The following is a 15,534-nucleotide window of genomic DNA, read 5'->3' as shown; positions in this document are numbered from 1 at the left end:
GCTGGACGCCTTTTGCGCCGCCACCATCTGCCAAGGTGATGTGGTGGTCATCCCTGATGCCCAGGACGACCCACGATTCAAGCACAACGCCTGGGTCACAGGCCCCCCTCACGCACGCTTCTATGCGGGTGTGCCTTTATGGGTGCAAGGCCAGGCTTTGGGCACGGTCTGCGTGCTGGCCCCAGAGCCGGGCCAACTGTCAGCCCAGCAACTTCAAAGCCTGCGAGACCTGGCCCTGGCCGCCAGCGCACTGGTCGAAGCACGACTGAACACGCAGCGCTTTCGCAAGCTGGAGGCCCGGGTTCGCACCGCCAGCCTGGCCGGCAGCGATTGGCTGTGGGAGACCGATGACCAGGGCGCCATCCAGTGGGTCTCGGCCAGCATGATGCAGCACACGGGGCTGAACCCATCGACCGAGGTCGGCCTCAAGGCCAAAGACCTTTACACGCCGCGCGGGGACGACACCCGCGCCTCATGGGATCGCTTCCTGGCCGCCCGGGCCCGCCGCGAGCCCTTCAGCCACGCCATCGCCGACCGCATGACGCCTCGCGGCAAGATCACCGTGAGCATCAGCGGCACCCCCGTGTTCGACCACGCGGGTCGGTTCATGGGCTACCGGGGGGCCAGCAGCAACATCACCCGTCAGATCAACGAGGAGCAGCAAAGCCGCCAGGCCGACCTGTTGCTCAGGCAATCGATTGAGTCGTTCAACGCTGGGGTGATGATCCGGGGGCCGGACGGGCGCATCCTGCTCAGCAACAGCAGTTGGCGTCGGCGCATGGGCGCGGATGCGGTCGAGGGCATGCTTTGGGCGGACTTGCTGCGCAAGCGCATCGCCGATGGCCTCTACCCAGACGCCATTGGCCGCGAAGACGCCTTCTTTGAATGGCGCATGGGCCTGGTCGATCAACCCAAGCCGCAAGAGATCCGGCTGAACAAAGGCTGGGTCCAGTCCAAAGACCAACGCCTGCCGGATGGCAGCATCGTGCATTTCTCGATCGGCATCAGCGAGACCAAACGGCATGCAGCGGCCCTGGCCGTGCAGCAAAAAGCACTGGAGGAATCGCAGTCGCGACTGACCTCGGTGTTGCGCGCCCTGCCCGACCTCTGGTTTGTCATTGATGAAGAAGGCCGCTACGAGGCAGCGCATGAAGAACATGCACTGCTGATCCGCCCCTTCAGTGAGTTGAAGGGCAAGCCTTTCGGTGCCGCCGTGCCGGCGGAGCTGGCCGAGCGCGAGTCCCTGGCGATCGCCCGGGCCCATGAAACCGGCCTGTCGCAACGACTGGACTACAGCCTGGAACTGGGCGGTGGCCTGAAGCACTTCGAGGCCCGCCTGACGCCGATGCCCGACAAACACACGCTCTTCCTGACCCGGGACATGACCGAGCGCATGGTGGCGGCCGAAAAGCTGCGGGTGAGCGAAGAGCTGTACCGCTCGGTGGCTTCGTCCATCAGCGATGGCCTGATCGTGGTGCAACTGGATGGTCGCGTGGTGGCCGTCAACCAGGCCGGTTGCAGGATCCTGGGGGTGCAAGCCAGCGAGGTGGTCGATCTGAACACCAGCGATGCCTTGGGCTACGAGCTCCTCACGGACGACCTGCTGCAAGCTTTGCCGCGTGAACAGTGGCCAGTGAATGCCACCATCCTGACCGGGCAGCGCCAGGATGATCGCGTTCACCCTTTGCGCCGCCGCGATGGCGTGGTGGTCTGGGTTCAGATCAGCAGCCACCTGCTGCGTGTCAACACCCAGGCACAGCCTTTTGCCGTGGTGGCCACCTTCCGCGACATCACCCAGGAGCGCCACGCCGCCCAGGCTTTGGCCCTGAGCGAGGAGCGCTGGAAATTCGCGCTGGAAGGTGCCGGCGACGGCGTGTGGGACTGGGATGCCAGCGCCGACCGCATTTTTTACTCGCAGCGCTGGAAAGCAATGCTGGGCCACGAAGACCACGAGATCAGCGACCTGGTGAGCGAGCTGACCGACCGCATCCACCCCGACGACCGCGCCACCGTTGTCGCCGCGCTGAACGCCTACCTGGAGCACGACCAAGGCCTGTTTCAGGCCGAGTTCCGCATGCGCCACAAACTGGGCCACGACGTGTGGATCCTGTCGCGCGGCAAAATCGTCAGTCGCGATGCCCTGGGCCATGTGGTGCGCGTGGTGGGCACGCATTCGGACATCACCCCCATCAAACGGGCCGAACAGGTCTTGCGCGAAAAGCAGTCGGCCGAAGCGGCCAGCGCAGCCAAGAGCGAGTTCCTGTCCCGCATGAGCCACGAGATCCGCACGCCGCTCAATGCGGTGAACGGCTTTGCACAGTTGCTGAAGCTGCAATTGGCCAATGCCCCCACCGCATCACAACACCTCAGTTTCGTGGACCAGATCCTGCATGGCAGCCAACACTTGATGGCCCTGGTCAACGACGTGCTTGACCTGCAAAAGGTGGAGGCTGGCATCCTCACCCTCAAGACAGAGCGCCTGACCTTGCTGGGTGAGGTGCAGCAATGCGCCGCCATGCTGGGGCCACTGGCCGCGCAACGCGGCATCACGCTGCAGGTGAACGTGAACCCCGGCTACCAGGTCGACGCCGACCGCCAGCGTCTGCGGCAAATTCTGATGAACACTGGCTCGAACGCCATCAAATACAACCAGGCAGGGGGGTCGGTCTGGTTCGACACCGAAGCCCGCGCAGACGGTGGCATGGCCCTGGTCATCCGCGACACCGGGCCGGGCATGAGCCCACAACAGCTGGGCAAGCTGTTTCAGCCCTTCGAACGATTGGGCCGAGAAACCTCGTCCATTGAAGGTTCCGGACTAGGACTTATCATCACTCGCTCGCTGATAGAAGCCATGGGGGGTAGCATGGAAATTCGAAGTCAACCAGGCTCGGGTACACGGGTCAGCATCGTCATGCCAGCGGCTGCGAATGGCGTCACGCCAGAAGCCGCCGACACAACCAACATACACATGCACAAACCCCATGGCGACCTCAGCGTCGCCAACCCATCCCGCGAAGCCCCCTGCGCGGAGCAAGTGCCCCTTCACGTGCTGTACGTTGAAGACAACCGCATCAACGCGATGTTGTTTGAAGAGGCCTTGCGCCCCTACGCTCAACTGAGCCTGGAGATCGCCGAGGATGGGCAAATGGCTTTGTCCATGGCCCGCGACAAGGCGCCCGACGTGCTGGTGCTGGACGCACACTTGCCCGGCATGTCCGGATTTGACGTGCTACGTGCCCTGCGCACCTTGCCCTTGCTGGAGAACACCCCAGCCTTCATGTGCTCGGCTGACGCCATGCCCGACGACGTGGCCCGCGCCACGGCGGCTGGTTTTGCGGGCTACTGGACCAAACCCATCGACATCCAACAGGTGACCTCGGTTTTGTGCAGCCTGGCCAACAGGGGTGATAATTCAGCCCCATGACCTTTGCCACTGAACCCCGTTTTCAACACGGACAAGCCCCCCGGACCGGCGTACTGCTGGTCAACCTGGGTACGCCTGAAGCCCCCACACCTGCGGCATTGCGCCGCTACCTTGGTCAGTTCCTGAGCGACCCGCGCGTGGTAGAGATCCCCCGCGCGATCTGGTGGCTCATCCTGCACGGCATCGTGCTGCGCGTGCGCCCGGCCAAGTCGGCGGCCAAGTACGCCAGCATCTGGATGAAAGAAGGCTCGCCCTTGCGCGTGTGGACTGAAAAACAGACCACCCTGCTGCAAGGTTTTTTGGGCGAGCAGGGCCACCAGTTGGTCGTCAAGTACGCCATGCGCTACGGACAGCCCAGCATCGCCAAGCAGTTGGATGCCTTCAAGGCCGAAGGGGTGAGTCGCACTCTGATCGTGCCGCTGTACCCGCAATACTCGGGTGCGACCACGGCCAGTGTGATGGACGATGTGTTCGCCTGGGGCCGAAAGGTGCGCCACCTGCCCGAGTTGCGCACCATCGCGCGGTTTCATGATGATGCCGGCTACATCGATGCCTTGGCGGGCAGCGTGCGGGCCCACTGGACCAGCCATGGCCATGCCGGCAAGCTGGTGATGAGTTTTCACGGCATGCCCGAGCGCACCTTGCACCTGGGGGATCCCTACCACTGCGAATGCCTCAAAACTGGCCGCTTGCTGGCCGAGAACCTGGGCCTGAAAGCCGACGAGTACGTGGTCACCTTCCAGAGCCGCTTTGGCAAGGCCAAATGGCTGGAGCCCTACACCGAACCCACCTTGCGCGCATTGGCCAAGGCGGGTACCCAGCGCGTGGATGTGATCTGCCCCGGCTTCGTGGGCGATTGCATCGAGACGCTGGAAGAGATCGCGATGGAAGGCAAAGAGGCCTTTTTGACCAGCGGTGGCCAGGAGTTCAACTACATACCTTGCCTGAACGACCGGCTGGAGTGGATCCGGGCGCTCAGCGGCGTGGTGGAGCGCCACCTGCAAGGCTGGCCCACACTGCGTGCCGAGCAGCCTTCGCCCGCGGTTCTGGCCGCCCAGCGCGAGCGGGCCAAGGCCTCAGGCGCTGAGCAGTGAACGCTGCCTCGTGAAGTGCAGCATGCGGCCCCGATAGGGCTCGCTGGCTGGCAAGGCGCTGTCCAGGTTGGTCATGCGGTAGTCAAAACCCAGCGCCTGCATGTGCTGGGTGAAGCGCGAGCGGTGGCCCCGGTTGGGATCGACGATGACGATCTCGACCACGTCGGCGGAATGCCGTTCGATGAAGTCGGACAATTGCTGCGGATGGCTGCGCTCGTAGAGCACGTCACTGCCAATGATCAGATCGAACTCGCCCAGGCCCGCATTGGCCGTCGTCCATTGGCCCGTGAGGTACTTCATCACAGGCAAGGCGTTGAGCAACAGGTTGGCGCGTAAAAATGTTTCAGCCAAGGGATGGCAATCGCTGGCCGTGATGTCGGCGAGGCGGCGGTGGGCCACCAAGCTGGCCAAGCCCAGACCACAGCCTATTTCAAGGATGCGTTTGTCAGCCAAGTCATTGCGTTGCTGCATGGCCCCAGCCAGGCGCTGAGCCGAGGGCCACAGCATGCCGAACAAGGGCCAGGTGGCCGCCGAGATGCCTTGCGCCTGTGCCGCACCATCAGGATCGAAAAACTGCTGACGGTCAAGCAAGGATCGGATCTGCAAGTCGTCTCCGCCCTCAATGGGGACGGACTGGAACTTGACCTGGTAACCCAGATCGGGAATGGTGGCGGCGGTCATGCAAGGCTCCAGACGCGGCGCGGTGGCCGCTGACGTCGGATACCCATCGTTCGGATCGAACAGGCACGACGCCGCGGAGGGGCAATGCAGGACGAGGCGGAAGAGAGGGAGTAAGTAGAGCCAGGACTCTACACCCGGCGCTGGCGTTGCCGGTAAGACGCCGGAGTCATGCCCGTGACTTTCTTGAACAAACGCCCAAAAGCGACCCGGTCCTGGTAGCCCACCTGGGCGGCGATTTCTTGCACCGGCAGCTTGTCGGCCTCCAGCAAGTCCTTGCCGCGTTCGATGCGCACGGCCTGCTGGTACTGGATGGGCGACATGCCCGTCGCCGCCAGAAAACGTCGCTGCAAGGTTCGCACGCTGACGTGGATCTGGCTCGCCAGGTCATCCAAGGTCAAGCTTTGCGCGTGGTGGTCGGCGAGGTAGGCCTGCAGTTTGCGCACCTCCGCATCGGCGTGCTGGCGCCAACCTTCGGGAGGCAAGTAAAGGGCCTGCGGGCCACGTTGCACCTCGGTCACCAACATCCGGGCCAACTCCCGCGCGGTGTCCCGCCCCGCCAGCAGCTGCACAACGTACAGGCAGGCGTCCACCGCCGCCAGTGAGCCGCCCGAGCAGATGAAATTGCCATCGTGGGTGAGGTTTTCCGATGGCTTCAGCTGCACGTCCGGGAAGCGCTCGTGAAAGCCATCGGCCAGCATCCAGTGGGTGGTGGCCCGGCGCTCGTTCAGGCGTCCTGTGGCGGCCAGCAGGTAGGCGCCGGTGCACATGGTGGCCACCAGCACCTGGGGCGACAAAGCTTGCAGCGCCTCGATCAACAGGGGGTTGTCGGCCACGGCCGCATCGCCTTGCGCCCACAGCGAGGGGATCACGATCAGGTCCATGCCCGCCATGGCCGTGAGGTCGCCATCCATGGTCAGTGCGCCATCGGGATGGGGCACGGGCTGGCCATCCTGGCTGATGCGGGTCAAGGCAAAGCGGTGCGTGCCCGGGACCTGGTTCGCCATGCGAAAGGTGTCGAGCACCAGGCCCACACTGGCCAGGCTGTGGTGGCGGCACACGTAAACACCCACACGGTGAACTTGCTTCGTCATATTGACCACATCGGCATCAAAGATGTCCAAAACGACAATTCTAGTGACAGGGAGGAACGCCCACAATGCCCCCAACCCTAGAAAGAAGCCCCATGAGTGAAATCGTTCTGCACCACTACAACGAATCTCCCTACGCCGAAAAGATCCGCGCCTTGTTGGGCTACAAGGGCCTGAGTTGGCGCTCGGTCATGGTGCCGCGCATCGCACCCAAGCCGGACATGGTCGCCCTGACCGGCGGCTACCGAAAAGTGCCGGTGCTTCAGATTGGCGCCGATGTGTTTTGCGATACCCGCCTGATCGCCTGGGAGCTGGAACGACTGGCGCCCTCGCCTGCGGCCAAAACGGCCGCAGGCTGGAATGACGTGGTCGAGCACTGGGTGGACCTGAACTTGTTCGGCAAGGCCGTGGCCTACACCTTTGGCAAAAATGTGGACTACCTGCCCGATGAATTTTTGGCCGACCGTGCCGCCTTGCGCGGCGCGCCATTGGACCGTGAAGCGCTGAAGCGCGCCGTGCCATTGGCCGAGCAGGAACTGGCCATCAACGTGGCCTGGGTTGAAAGCGGGCTGGCCAGCCAACCCTTTGTGAATGGCAGTGCGCCGGGCAGTGGCGACTTCACGCTCTATTCAATTTTGTGGTTCGCGCGCAATGGCCGCTTCGACTTCAGCCGATTCCCTGCCACGTCTGCGTGGATGGAGCGCATGAAAGCCTTTGGCCATGGCGAGCGCATCGACATGACGGCCGATGAAGCCCTCGCTTTGGCAACCGCGCATGAGCCCGCCGCCCTCACCTACGACAGCGTGTCGCCAGACGCTTCTGGCCTGAGCCTGGGACAACGCGTCAGCGTCGCGCCAGAACAGCTGGGCCATGGCACCGCCGTGCAAGGCGAGCTGGTCGGCATCAACACGCAACGCCTGACCGTGGTGGTGCGCAGCGAGCGCGCCGGACTGGTCCACGTCCATTTCCCCCGCCTGGGCTACCGCCTCCGTGAAGTGAAACCATCATGAGCTGGACTTTGTACACCTTCGCGATGTCCCACTACAGCGAGAAGATCCGCTGGACGCTGGACCTGTCACGCATCGACTATCGCGAAGTGCGCATGACGCCGGTCTTCCACATCGGGCCAGCCCTGATCATGGGCAAACGCGGCCAGACCACCCTGCCCATCCTGAAAACGCCCACAGCCACCATCCAGGACAGCAGCCGCATCCTGCTGTGGCTGGAAAAGAACCAGGCGCCTTTGGCTTTGATCCCCAAGGTCGCCAGCCAGGACATCCACGCGGTGGAGAGGCACTTCGATGCCATCGGCAAAGACGTGGCGCGCTTTCTGTACGCCGCCAGCTTTGGCACGGGCGACGCGCACATCCTCAAGCTGTGGACCGACGACGCCACGCCCGCCAAGGCGGCCTTTGTGCGCGCGGCCTACCCCTTCATCCGCTGGGCCTTCAAGCGCAAGCTGAATATCACGCAGAAGGGCGCTGCCCGCGCGCAAAAACGCATCACTGAAGTGATCGATTGGCTGGAAGGGCAGCTCAGCGATGGGCGCACTTACCTGGTGGGTCAAACCTTCACGGCGGCTGACATCACAGCAGCATCACTGTTGGCGCCGATTGCTTGCCCCAGCCAGCACCCGGTGTATGGCGACCCGGCCTACCAGCGCACGATGGTGGGGGCCACGGAGCCCTGGCGCGATCGCCCGGCCTTGCAATGGGTGCGCAAGATGTACGAGCTGCACCGGGGGGTCATTCAGACCGAGGCCTGCGCACGCCGCGCAGCCTGAACATGATCAGGGCAGCTCGGGGCTGCTGCCTTCATCCGCATCCATCGGGTTTTCAATCGGCAGCAATGCCTGGGCTTGAGCGTCGGGCATGGACTCCACACCTTTGAGCGCCCGCCCCATCACGCGGGTTCGCGTCTCTACTGAGGCAATGGTGTTGCTGGCTTCGTCCAGCTTCTTGCGGGTCCTGGCCAGCACGTCGCCGAACTTGGCGAACTCGGTTTTAACGGCGCCCAGCACCTGCCAAACCTCGGACGAGCGTTGCTCCAGGGCCAAGGTTCTGAAGCCCATCTGCAAGCTGTTGAGCGTGGCCAGCAAGGTGGTTGGGCCCGCCAGCATCACCCGGTGCTCGCGCTGCAAGGCCTCGAACAGGCCGGGGCGTCGCAGTGCTTCGGCATAGAGCCCTTCTGTCGGCAGGAACAGGATGGCGAAGTCGGCCGTGTGCGGTGGTGCCAGGTACTTCTCGGCAATGGTGCGGGCCTCAATGCGCAGGCGTTGCTCGATGGCCTTGCCTGCGGCCTCGACCGCTGCAACATCGGCACGGTCCTGCGCATCCAGCAAGCGCTCATAGTCTTCGCGCGGAAATTTGGCGTCCAGCGGCAACCAAAGGGGCGCGGAACCTGGCGCGCCGCGTCCCGGCAGGCGGATCGCGAATTCGACCCGTGCGCCGCTGCCCGGCACGGTCTCCACGTTGACGGCGTATTGCTCGGGCGTGAAAACCTGCTCCAGCAAGCCGGCCAATTGCACTTCGCCAAAAATACCGCGCGTCTTGACGTTGTTCAGCACACGGTTCAGCGAGCCCACATCGCTGGCCAGGCGCTGCATCTCGCCCAAGCCCTTGTGGACCTGCTCCAGGCGCTCGGCCACTTGTTTGAAGCTTTCGCCCAGGCGGGCCTCCAAGGTCGCGTGAAGCTTCTCGTCCACCGTCTGGCGCATCTGCTCCAGCTTCTTCTCGTTGTCGGCCTGCAAGGCCTGCAAGCGCGTGTCCACCGTGGTCCGCACCTCGATCAGGCGGCGCTCGTTGGTGTCGGACAGTTGCCGCAACTGCTCATTGAGCGTGTCCGAGAAGCGTTTGAAAGCCGAGTCCTGTGCTTCGCGCGTGGCCTGCGCCTGTTGGGCCAGGGTGGTGGTGGTCTGGCGCAAGGTGTCGCTCAAGGACTGCTGCATCTGCGCCAGTTGCACGCGGAAGCTGTCCAACTGCTCGTTCTGCGTGCGGATCACATCGCCTTGCTGTGCCAGCAAAGTTTGCTGGAAATTGGCCAGCGTGGAACCCAGCTCTTGGCGGGTACCGGCGGCGCTGCGGGACACCTCGTCGCGCAGGTTGCGGTCAAGTTGATCGGTCTGGCTGCGCAGGTGCTGCTTGAGCTCGTCGGCTGTGCGCTTCAAGGGCTCATCGTCATGGCGCCGCGTGGCCATCCACAGCAACATCAAGGCGTTCAAGACGGCCAGGGCCAGCAAAATCCAGTTGATCAAATTCATGCTGGCATTGTCTCAGACGTGCCCATGCATCCATTCATGCACCCATGACAAAGGCCGCCCAAAGGCGGCCTGGTTGAAGGCGCAAGGCAACAGCCCCTATGCAGTCAACACGGGCGCACCCGTCGCCGCGCGCACCTGCTCAATCGTCACATCCGGCGCCAGCTCCACGCACTTGAAACCTGCTGGCGTCACGTCCAGCACACACAGCTCGGTGATGATGCGGTTGACCACGCCCACCCCCGTCAAGGGCAAGGTGCAGGCCTCGAGCAACTTGTGCTCGCTGCCCTTGGCGGTGTGCTCCATCAGCACGATCACGCGCTTGACACCGGCCACCAAATCCATGGCCCCGCCCATGCCCTTGACCATCTTGCCGGGGATCATCCAGTTGGCCAAATCACCATGCTCGCTGACCTGCATCGCGCCCAGGATTGACAAATTGATCTTGCCACCACGGATCATGGCGAAGCTGTCGTGCGAGCCAAAGATCGACGAGCCGGGGATGGTCGTGACCGTTTGTTTGCCGGCGTTGATCAGGTCGGCATCGACCTGGTCTTCGGTTGGAAAGGGGCCGATGCCCAGCATGCCGTTCTCGCTTTGCAGCCAGACATCGATGTTGGGCGACACATGGTTGGCCACCAGGGTGGGCAGGCCGATGCCGAGGTTGACGTAGAAGCCATCTTCCAGTTCGGCGGCCGCTTTGGCGGCCATTTGATCGTGGGTCCAGGGCATGGTCAGACTCCTGCCTTTTCGGTGATGGTGCGTTTCTCGATGCGCTTTTCAGGGTGGGCGTTCACCACGATTCGGTGCACGTAGATGCCTGGCAGGTGCACGCTGTCCGGGTCCAGCTCGCCGATCTCCAGCAACTGCTCAACCTCGACGATGGTGACCTTGCCGGCCATGGCCACCGCTGGGTTGAAGTTGCGCGCCGTGCGGCGGAAGATCAGGTTGCCCGACTTGTCGGCCTTGTAGGCCTTGACCAGGGACACTTCGGGCAGCAAGGCACGCTCCATCACGTAAGTGTGACCATCGAACTCGCGCGTTTCCTTGCCTTCGGCCACCAGTGTGCCCACGCCCGTTTTGGTGAAAAAAGCCGGGATGCCTGCGCCACCGGCCCGAAGCTTCTCAGCCAGCGTGCCCTGGGGCGTGAACTCAAGCTGCAACTCGCCAGCCAGGTACTGGCGCTCGAACTCCTTGTTCTCGCCCACGTAGCTTGAAATCATCTTTGTGATCTGCCGGGTGTTGAGCAACTTGCCCAAACCAAATCCATCAACGCCAGCGTTGTTGGAGATCACCGTCAGATTCTGGACGCCAGAAGCTGCCAACGCATCGATCAAAGCCTCAGGGATGCCGCACAGGCCGAAGCCACCGACCGCCATCAACTGACCGTCTTTGACGATGCCTGCCAACGCGCTGGCTGCATCGGGATAGACCTTGTTCATCCAATCACTCCTTGTGCATGGGTCAGACCAGTGCGGCGCCGGTTAACCGGGTTTCGCTGCACTGCAACATTCCCAGCGTACACCGGGTGGCCCACAAAAATCCAAAGAATTGAACGAAAAAACTCCCCCTCCGGCCAGTTACATCGGCAAAGCAGGTGGCACCTCAACGCCGGGCAAAGCAGGCGCTGGCCCCACGATGGCGCGCAAGAACGGCGGCAAGGGAATCGGCCGCCTTTCCGCCGAGCTGACCCAAACCAAAGTAGCGCCACCGGCAGCGCATATTTCGCCAAGCTGATCGGCTCGCTCGATGGTCACGAAGGTGTCAAAGCTGGTGCGGCCTGGGTTGGCCACATACAGCTTGGCGATCACCTGCGCAGGGAACTCCAACTCACGGTAGAAGTTGCAAAAAGTGTTGGCAATCACCGGCCCCTCGACCCCTTGGGTGACCGGGCCACTCATGGAGGCAATCCACGACACCCGCACCTGCTCCATGTAGCGGAAGTAGACGGCGTTGTTGACGTGCCCCAGGGCGTCCATGTCGCCCCAGTAAACGGACAGGGTCACATCGTGGACCAGGATTTTTTGTTCAGGAATGTCGAGTCGCATGATGGCTCAAATGGGGCCGAGGCCCCGTGTTTCAAGCTGCCGTCATGCCATCGTCGGCCGAAATGATGGCGCCATTGATGAAGTCGCTTTGCGGTGCGCACAGGGTGACCAGCAAGGCGTCAAGATCCTTGGCCTGGCCCAGGCGTTTGCGCGGCAACATGTTGACCAGCTTCTTGCCCGCTTCGCTATTGAAGTGCCGCGAGTTCAACTCGGTCTCAATGTAGCCCGGGCAAATCGCGTTGGTGGTGATGCCGAAACGGCCCCATTCCGCCGCCATCACCTTGGTCATGTGGACCACAGCCGCCTTGCTCATGCAGTACACGCCGATCATGGGCATGGTGCGCAAGCCGCCCGCCGACGCGATGTTGATGATGCGGCCGCCCGTGAAGGTGCCTGGGGCCGAGCCCTCCGCCCGCGCCATCATGCGCTTGGCCACTTCTTGCGCCGTGAAGAAAGCGCCGCGCGTGTTGGTGTTGAACACGAAGTCGTAGCTGTCGGCCGTCACGTCCTGTAGACGCTCGGTGGTGCTGACGCCGGAGTTGTTGATCAGGATGTCGATGGCGCCGACTTCGGTCTCGGCGTGGGCCACGGCGGCGCGGATGCTGTCGATGTCGGTCACATCCATGCCGACCACGTGGGCGTCGCCACCGGCAGCTTCGATCTCGGAGCGCAAGGTTTTGAGCCGCTCGATGCGGCGGCCCGCCAATACCACGGCAGCGCCCGCTTGCGCCAAGGTCAACGCGAATTGGGTGCCCAGGCCGCTGGAGGCGCCGGTGATCAAGGCCACGCGGCCAGCCAGGTCAATGTTGTAGCTCATGCTGTGGCAATTCCTCTGCAATCTCTCAAGGGGTATTCATGGGATTCAATGGATTGAACCTTAGCACGCGACACCGCGTTTGGCCTCGAAATGCACATTTTCGAACGATCGTGCTATTTTCTTGCAAAATGGAATCGCATCACGTTTTAGAATCGCGTACTTAGTCCAGAACACAACAACATTCATCCGCCCAGCAGAAGGAAGCACGATGACGCCCCAGGAAATCCTTGCCCAGTTTGGCCCACGTGAATCGATGGAATACGACGTGGTCGTCATCGGCGCTGGCCCTGGCGGTTTGGCCACGGCCATCCGCCTGAAGCAACTGGCCACCGCCGCTGGAAAAGAAGTTTCAGTCTGCGTGCTTGAAAAAGGCTCGGAACCCGGCGCGCACATCCTGTCAGGCGCCGTGATGGACCCTCGCGCCATCAACGAACTCTTCCCCAACTGGAAAGAACTCGGCGCGCCTTTGAACCAGGCCGTCACCGCCGACGAAGTGCTGTTCATGACCAGCGAAACCGGCGCCTTCAAGACCCCGCAGGCGCTGATCCCCAACAACTTCCACAACGAAGGCAACTACGTCATCAGCCTGGGCAATGTGGTGCGCTGGCTGGGCCAACAGGCCGAAAGCCTGGGCGTGGAAATCTTCCCTGGCTTTGCCGCCGCCGAAGTGCTCTACAACGACGACGGTTCGGTCAAGGGCGTGGCCACGGGCAACCTCGGCATCGACAAGTCGGGCACGCCGACCGACAACTTCCAGCTCGGCATGGAACTGCTGGCCAAGTACACCATCTTCGCTGAAGGCGCGCGTGGCCACCTGGGCAAGCAATTGATCAGCAAGTTCAAGCTGGACGATGGCAAGGCGCCTCCCAGCTTCGGCATCGGCATCAAAGAGCTGTGGGAGATCGACCCGGCCAAGGCCCAGCCTGGCCTGGTGGTGCACACCGCCGGTTGGCCCATGGATTCCGAGACCTTCGGCGGCGGCTTTTTGTACCACCTGGAAGACAACAAGGTCACCCTGGGCCTGGTGGTCGGCCTGGACTACAAGAACCCCTGGCTGAGCCCGTTCGAAGAGATGCAACGCTGGAAGAAGCACCCCAGCATCCTCAAGCACATTGAAGGCGGCAAGCGCATCAGCTACGGCGCGCGCGCCATCAACAACGGCGGTCTGCCCAGCTTGCCCAAGACCGTGTTCCCCGGCGGCGCGCTGATTGGTTGCGACGCCGGCTACATGAACGCCTCGCGCATCAAGGGCAGCCACGCGGCGATCAAGTCCGGCATGCTGTGCGCTGAGGCGGCTTTTGCGGCCGTCACGGCGGGCCGCCAGTACGACGAACTGCACGCTTACCCCGTCGCGTTCGAGAAGAGCTGGCTGCACGAAGAGTTGAACGGTGCCAAGAACTTCAAGACCTGGTTCAAGAAGGGCCTGTACGTGGGCTCGATCATGACGGCCGTGGAGCACTGGCTGCTGCCCAGGCTGGGCATCAAGGTGCCACCCTGGACCTTGCCCAACCCGGCTGCGGACCACACCTTCCTCAAGCCGGCGGCCGATTGCGCCAAGATCGAGTACCCCAAGCCCGACGGCAAGATCACGTTCGATCGCCTGAGCTCGGTGTTCGTCTCCAACACCAACCACGAAGAACATCAGCCGGCCCACCTGACGCTGAAGAACAACTCGGTGCCGGTCGACATTAATCTGGCCAAGTACGCCGGGCCTGAGGCGCGCTACTGCCCGGCTGGCGTGTACGAATTCGTCAAGAACGAAGACAACACGGATCGACTGCAGATCAACGCGCAAAACTGCGTGCACTGCAAAACCTGCGACATCAAGGACCCCACCCAGAACATCGTCTGGGTCACGCCCGAAGGCGGTGGCGGCCCCAATTACGCAGGCATGTAAGGAAGCAACATGACCAAGGTAGTCATCAGCGGCACTGGGATTTTCCAGCCCCAGTTCACCATCACCAATGCTGAGTTGGTCGAGTCCTTCAACACCTATGTTGATCAGCACAACGCCCAGCACGCCGCTGAGATTGAAGCCGGAAAGCATGTCGCGCTGGCGCATTCAAGCGTCGAATTCATCGAAAAGGCCTCGGGCATCAAGCAGCGCTATGTGCTTGAAAAGACCGGCATCCTGGACCCAAGCCGCATGTATCCCCGTTTCGAGGAACGTACGGACGACCAGCTGTCGCTGATGGCCGAGATCTCGGTTGATGCCGCGCGCAAGGCCATGGCCCAAGCCGGCAAGCAAGGCAAGGACATCGACGCGGTGTTGTGCTCGACCGCGAACATGCAGCGGGCCTACCCCGCCATGGCGGTCGAGATCCAGCAAGCCCTGGGCGCGGGTGGCTACGGCTTCGACATGAACGTGGCCTGCTCATCGGCCACCTTCGGCATCGAGCAGGCGGTCAACGCCGTGCGCTCGGGCAGCGCCAAGTGCGTGCTGGTCGTGAACCCCGAAATCACCTCGGCCCACCAGGAGTGGAAAGACCGCGACTGCCACTTCATCTTCGGTGATGTGTGCACGGCGGTGATCGTGGAGCGGGCCGACACGGCCACGTCCAGCGACCAATGGGAAGTGCTGGGCACCAAGTTGGCCACGCAGTTCTCCAACAACATCCGCAACAACTTCGGTTTCATGAACCGCAGTGAAGACAGCGACCCCAACGCCCGAGACAAGACCTTCCGCCAAGAGGGCCGCAAGGTGTTCAAGGAGGTTGTGCCGATGGCCGCTGCGCACATCGAGGCCCATTTGGCCTCGCTGGGCAAGGAGCCCACACAGATTCGCCGCTTCTGGTTGCACCAGGCCAATCAAAGCATGAACCAGTTCGTCATCCGCAAGCTCATCGGTGGTGAGGCCACTGAAGACATCGCCCCGCTGATCCTGGACGAATACGCCAACACGGCTTCGGCTGGCTCGGTGATTGCATTCCACGATCACCACGCCGACTTGGTGACAGGCGATGTGGGTGTGATCTGCTCGTTTGGCGCTGGCTACTCGGTGGGCAGCGTGGTGGTGCGCAAGCTGTCATAGCTTGCCGCCACGGGCGACCACGCCTCAGTGGTCGTCGCCCATGGGCAGTTCAATGACCTGCCCGATGGGGATGGGCTCGTCAAGCCCCCTCGCCG

13 protein-coding genes are annotated in these 15,534 nt (G+C 62.7%); 6 read left to right on the top strand and 7 right to left on the bottom strand.

Features of this window, described 5'->3' with window-relative positions; genetic code table 11:
* Positions 1 to 3,424 (top strand): PAS domain S-box protein (locus tag H7225_RS16705; RefSeq protein WP_290663865.1); only part of this gene is annotated, 3,424 nt, incomplete at its 5' end.
* Complete coding sequence (hemH, locus tag H7225_RS16700; protein ID WP_290663863.1) at positions 3,421 to 4,518, top strand: ferrochelatase; 1,098 nt, start codon at positions 3,421 to 3,423, stop codon at positions 4,516 to 4,518. The genes H7225_RS16705 and hemH, both read left to right, overlap by 4 nt.
* Here the strand turns inward: hemH and H7225_RS16695 are convergent.
* Both H7225_RS16695 and H7225_RS16690 read right to left on the bottom strand, forming a co-directional pair.
* Positions 4,501 to 5,199: a methyltransferase domain-containing protein gene (locus H7225_RS16695; RefSeq protein WP_290663861.1), complete on the bottom strand. Its 699-nt coding sequence runs from the start codon at positions 5,197 to 5,199 to the stop codon at positions 4,501 to 4,503. The genes hemH and H7225_RS16695 overlap by 18 nt on opposite strands.
* A gap of 128 nt (positions 5,200 to 5,327) precedes the next feature.
* Positions 5,328 to 6,290, bottom strand: coding sequence for a helix-turn-helix domain-containing protein (locus H7225_RS16690; protein ID WP_290663859.1), 963 nt, complete (start codon positions 6,288 to 6,290; stop codon positions 5,328 to 5,330).
* Positions 6,291 to 6,382: 92 nt separating this feature from the next.
* On the opposite strand from H7225_RS16690, the gene H7225_RS16685 reads away from it, so the two are divergent.
* Both H7225_RS16685 and H7225_RS16680 read left to right on the top strand, forming a co-directional pair.
* Positions 6,383 to 7,297: a glutathione S-transferase family protein gene (locus tag H7225_RS16685; RefSeq protein ID WP_290663857.1), complete on the top strand. Its 915-nt coding sequence runs from the start codon at positions 6,383 to 6,385 to the stop codon at positions 7,295 to 7,297.
* Entirely contained in the window at positions 7,294 to 8,070 is a 777-nt protein-coding gene (locus tag H7225_RS16680) for a glutathione S-transferase family protein (RefSeq protein WP_290663855.1), read from the top strand. The genes H7225_RS16685 and H7225_RS16680 overlap by 4 nt, the downstream gene beginning before the upstream one ends.
* 6 nt (positions 8,071 to 8,076) lie before the next feature.
* On the opposite strand, the gene rmuC is transcribed toward H7225_RS16680, so the two are convergent.
* From rmuC to H7225_RS16655, 5 genes are all read right to left on the bottom strand, one after another.
* On the bottom strand, positions 8,077 to 9,546 hold the full coding sequence (rmuC, locus tag H7225_RS16675; RefSeq protein WP_290663853.1) for a DNA recombination protein RmuC: 1,470 nt from the start codon (positions 9,544 to 9,546) through the stop codon (positions 8,077 to 8,079).
* A 96-nt stretch (positions 9,547 to 9,642) separates the two neighbouring features.
* The gene (locus H7225_RS16670; protein ID WP_290663851.1) at positions 9,643 to 10,275 is read right to left on the bottom strand and encodes a 3-oxoacid CoA-transferase subunit B; all 633 of its coding nucleotides are present in this window, start codon (positions 10,273 to 10,275) and stop codon (positions 9,643 to 9,645) included.
* Between the two features lie 2 nt (positions 10,276 to 10,277).
* On the bottom strand, positions 10,278 to 10,985 hold the full coding sequence (locus H7225_RS16665) for a CoA transferase subunit A (RefSeq protein ID WP_290663849.1): 708 nt from the start codon (positions 10,983 to 10,985) through the stop codon (positions 10,278 to 10,280).
* A gap of 138 nt (positions 10,986 to 11,123) precedes the next feature.
* Complete coding sequence (locus tag H7225_RS16660; protein ID WP_290663847.1) at positions 11,124 to 11,591, bottom strand: thioesterase family protein; 468 nt, start codon at positions 11,589 to 11,591, stop codon at positions 11,124 to 11,126.
* A 31-nt stretch (positions 11,592 to 11,622) separates the two neighbouring features.
* Positions 11,623 to 12,408, bottom strand: coding sequence for an SDR family oxidoreductase (locus H7225_RS16655; protein WP_290663845.1), 786 nt, complete (start codon positions 12,406 to 12,408; stop codon positions 11,623 to 11,625).
* Positions 12,409 to 12,616: 208 nt separating this feature from the next.
* On the opposite strand from H7225_RS16655, the gene H7225_RS16650 reads away from it, so the two are divergent.
* Together H7225_RS16650 and H7225_RS16645 are read left to right on the top strand one after the other, a co-directional pair.
* The gene (locus tag H7225_RS16650) at positions 12,617 to 14,305 is read left to right on the top strand and encodes an electron transfer flavoprotein-ubiquinone oxidoreductase (protein WP_290663844.1); all 1,689 of its coding nucleotides are present in this window, start codon (positions 12,617 to 12,619) and stop codon (positions 14,303 to 14,305) included.
* A gap of 9 nt (positions 14,306 to 14,314) precedes the next feature.
* Positions 14,315 to 15,439 (top strand): beta-ketoacyl-ACP synthase III, encoded by a 1,125-nt coding sequence (locus tag H7225_RS16645; RefSeq protein WP_290663842.1) that lies wholly within the window; start codon positions 14,315 to 14,317, stop codon positions 15,437 to 15,439.
* The last annotated feature ends 95 nt before the right edge of the window (positions 15,440 to 15,534 follow it).

The organism is Aquabacterium sp. (genome assembly GCF_014378415.1).
Lineage (GTDB): Bacteria > Pseudomonadota > Gammaproteobacteria > Burkholderiales > Burkholderiaceae_C > Aquabacterium.
This window is presented reverse-complemented; position numbering and strand designations above follow the sequence as displayed.

Excerpts from the sequence above, each read along its gene's own strand:
- H7225_RS16690 (WP_290663859.1), bottom strand. The coding sequence starts at position 6,290 with ATGACGAAGCAAGTTCACCGTGTGGGTGTTTACGTGTGCCGCCACCAC.
- H7225_RS16650 (WP_290663844.1), top strand. The coding sequence starts at position 12,617 with ATGACGCCCCAGGAAATCCTTGCCCAGTTTGGCCCACGTGAATCGATG.
- H7225_RS16685 (WP_290663857.1), top strand. The coding sequence starts at position 6,383 with ATGAGTGAAATCGTTCTGCACCACTACAACGAATCTCCCTACGCCGAA.
- H7225_RS16645 (WP_290663842.1), top strand. The coding sequence starts at position 14,315 with ATGACCAAGGTAGTCATCAGCGGCACTGGGATTTTCCAGCCCCAGTTC.
- H7225_RS16695 (WP_290663861.1), bottom strand. The coding sequence starts at position 5,199 with ATGACCGCCGCCACCATTCCCGATCTGGGTTACCAGGTCAAGTTCCAG.
- H7225_RS16660 (WP_290663847.1), bottom strand. The coding sequence starts at position 11,591 with ATGCGACTCGACATTCCTGAACAAAAAATCCTGGTCCACGATGTGACC.
- rmuC (WP_290663853.1), bottom strand. The coding sequence starts at position 9,546 with ATGAATTTGATCAACTGGATTTTGCTGGCCCTGGCCGTCTTGAACGCC.
- H7225_RS16655 (WP_290663845.1), bottom strand. The coding sequence starts at position 12,408 with ATGAGCTACAACATTGACCTGGCTGGCCGCGTGGCCTTGATCACCGGC.
- H7225_RS16665 (WP_290663849.1), bottom strand. The coding sequence starts at position 10,985 with ATGAACAAGGTCTATCCCGATGCAGCCAGCGCGTTGGCAGGCATCGTC.
- H7225_RS16680 (WP_290663855.1), top strand. The coding sequence starts at position 7,294 with ATGAGCTGGACTTTGTACACCTTCGCGATGTCCCACTACAGCGAGAAG.
- hemH (WP_290663863.1), top strand. The coding sequence starts at position 3,421 with ATGACCTTTGCCACTGAACCCCGTTTTCAACACGGACAAGCCCCCCGG.
- H7225_RS16670 (WP_290663851.1), bottom strand. The coding sequence starts at position 10,275 with ATGCCCTGGACCCACGATCAAATGGCCGCCAAAGCGGCCGCCGAACTG.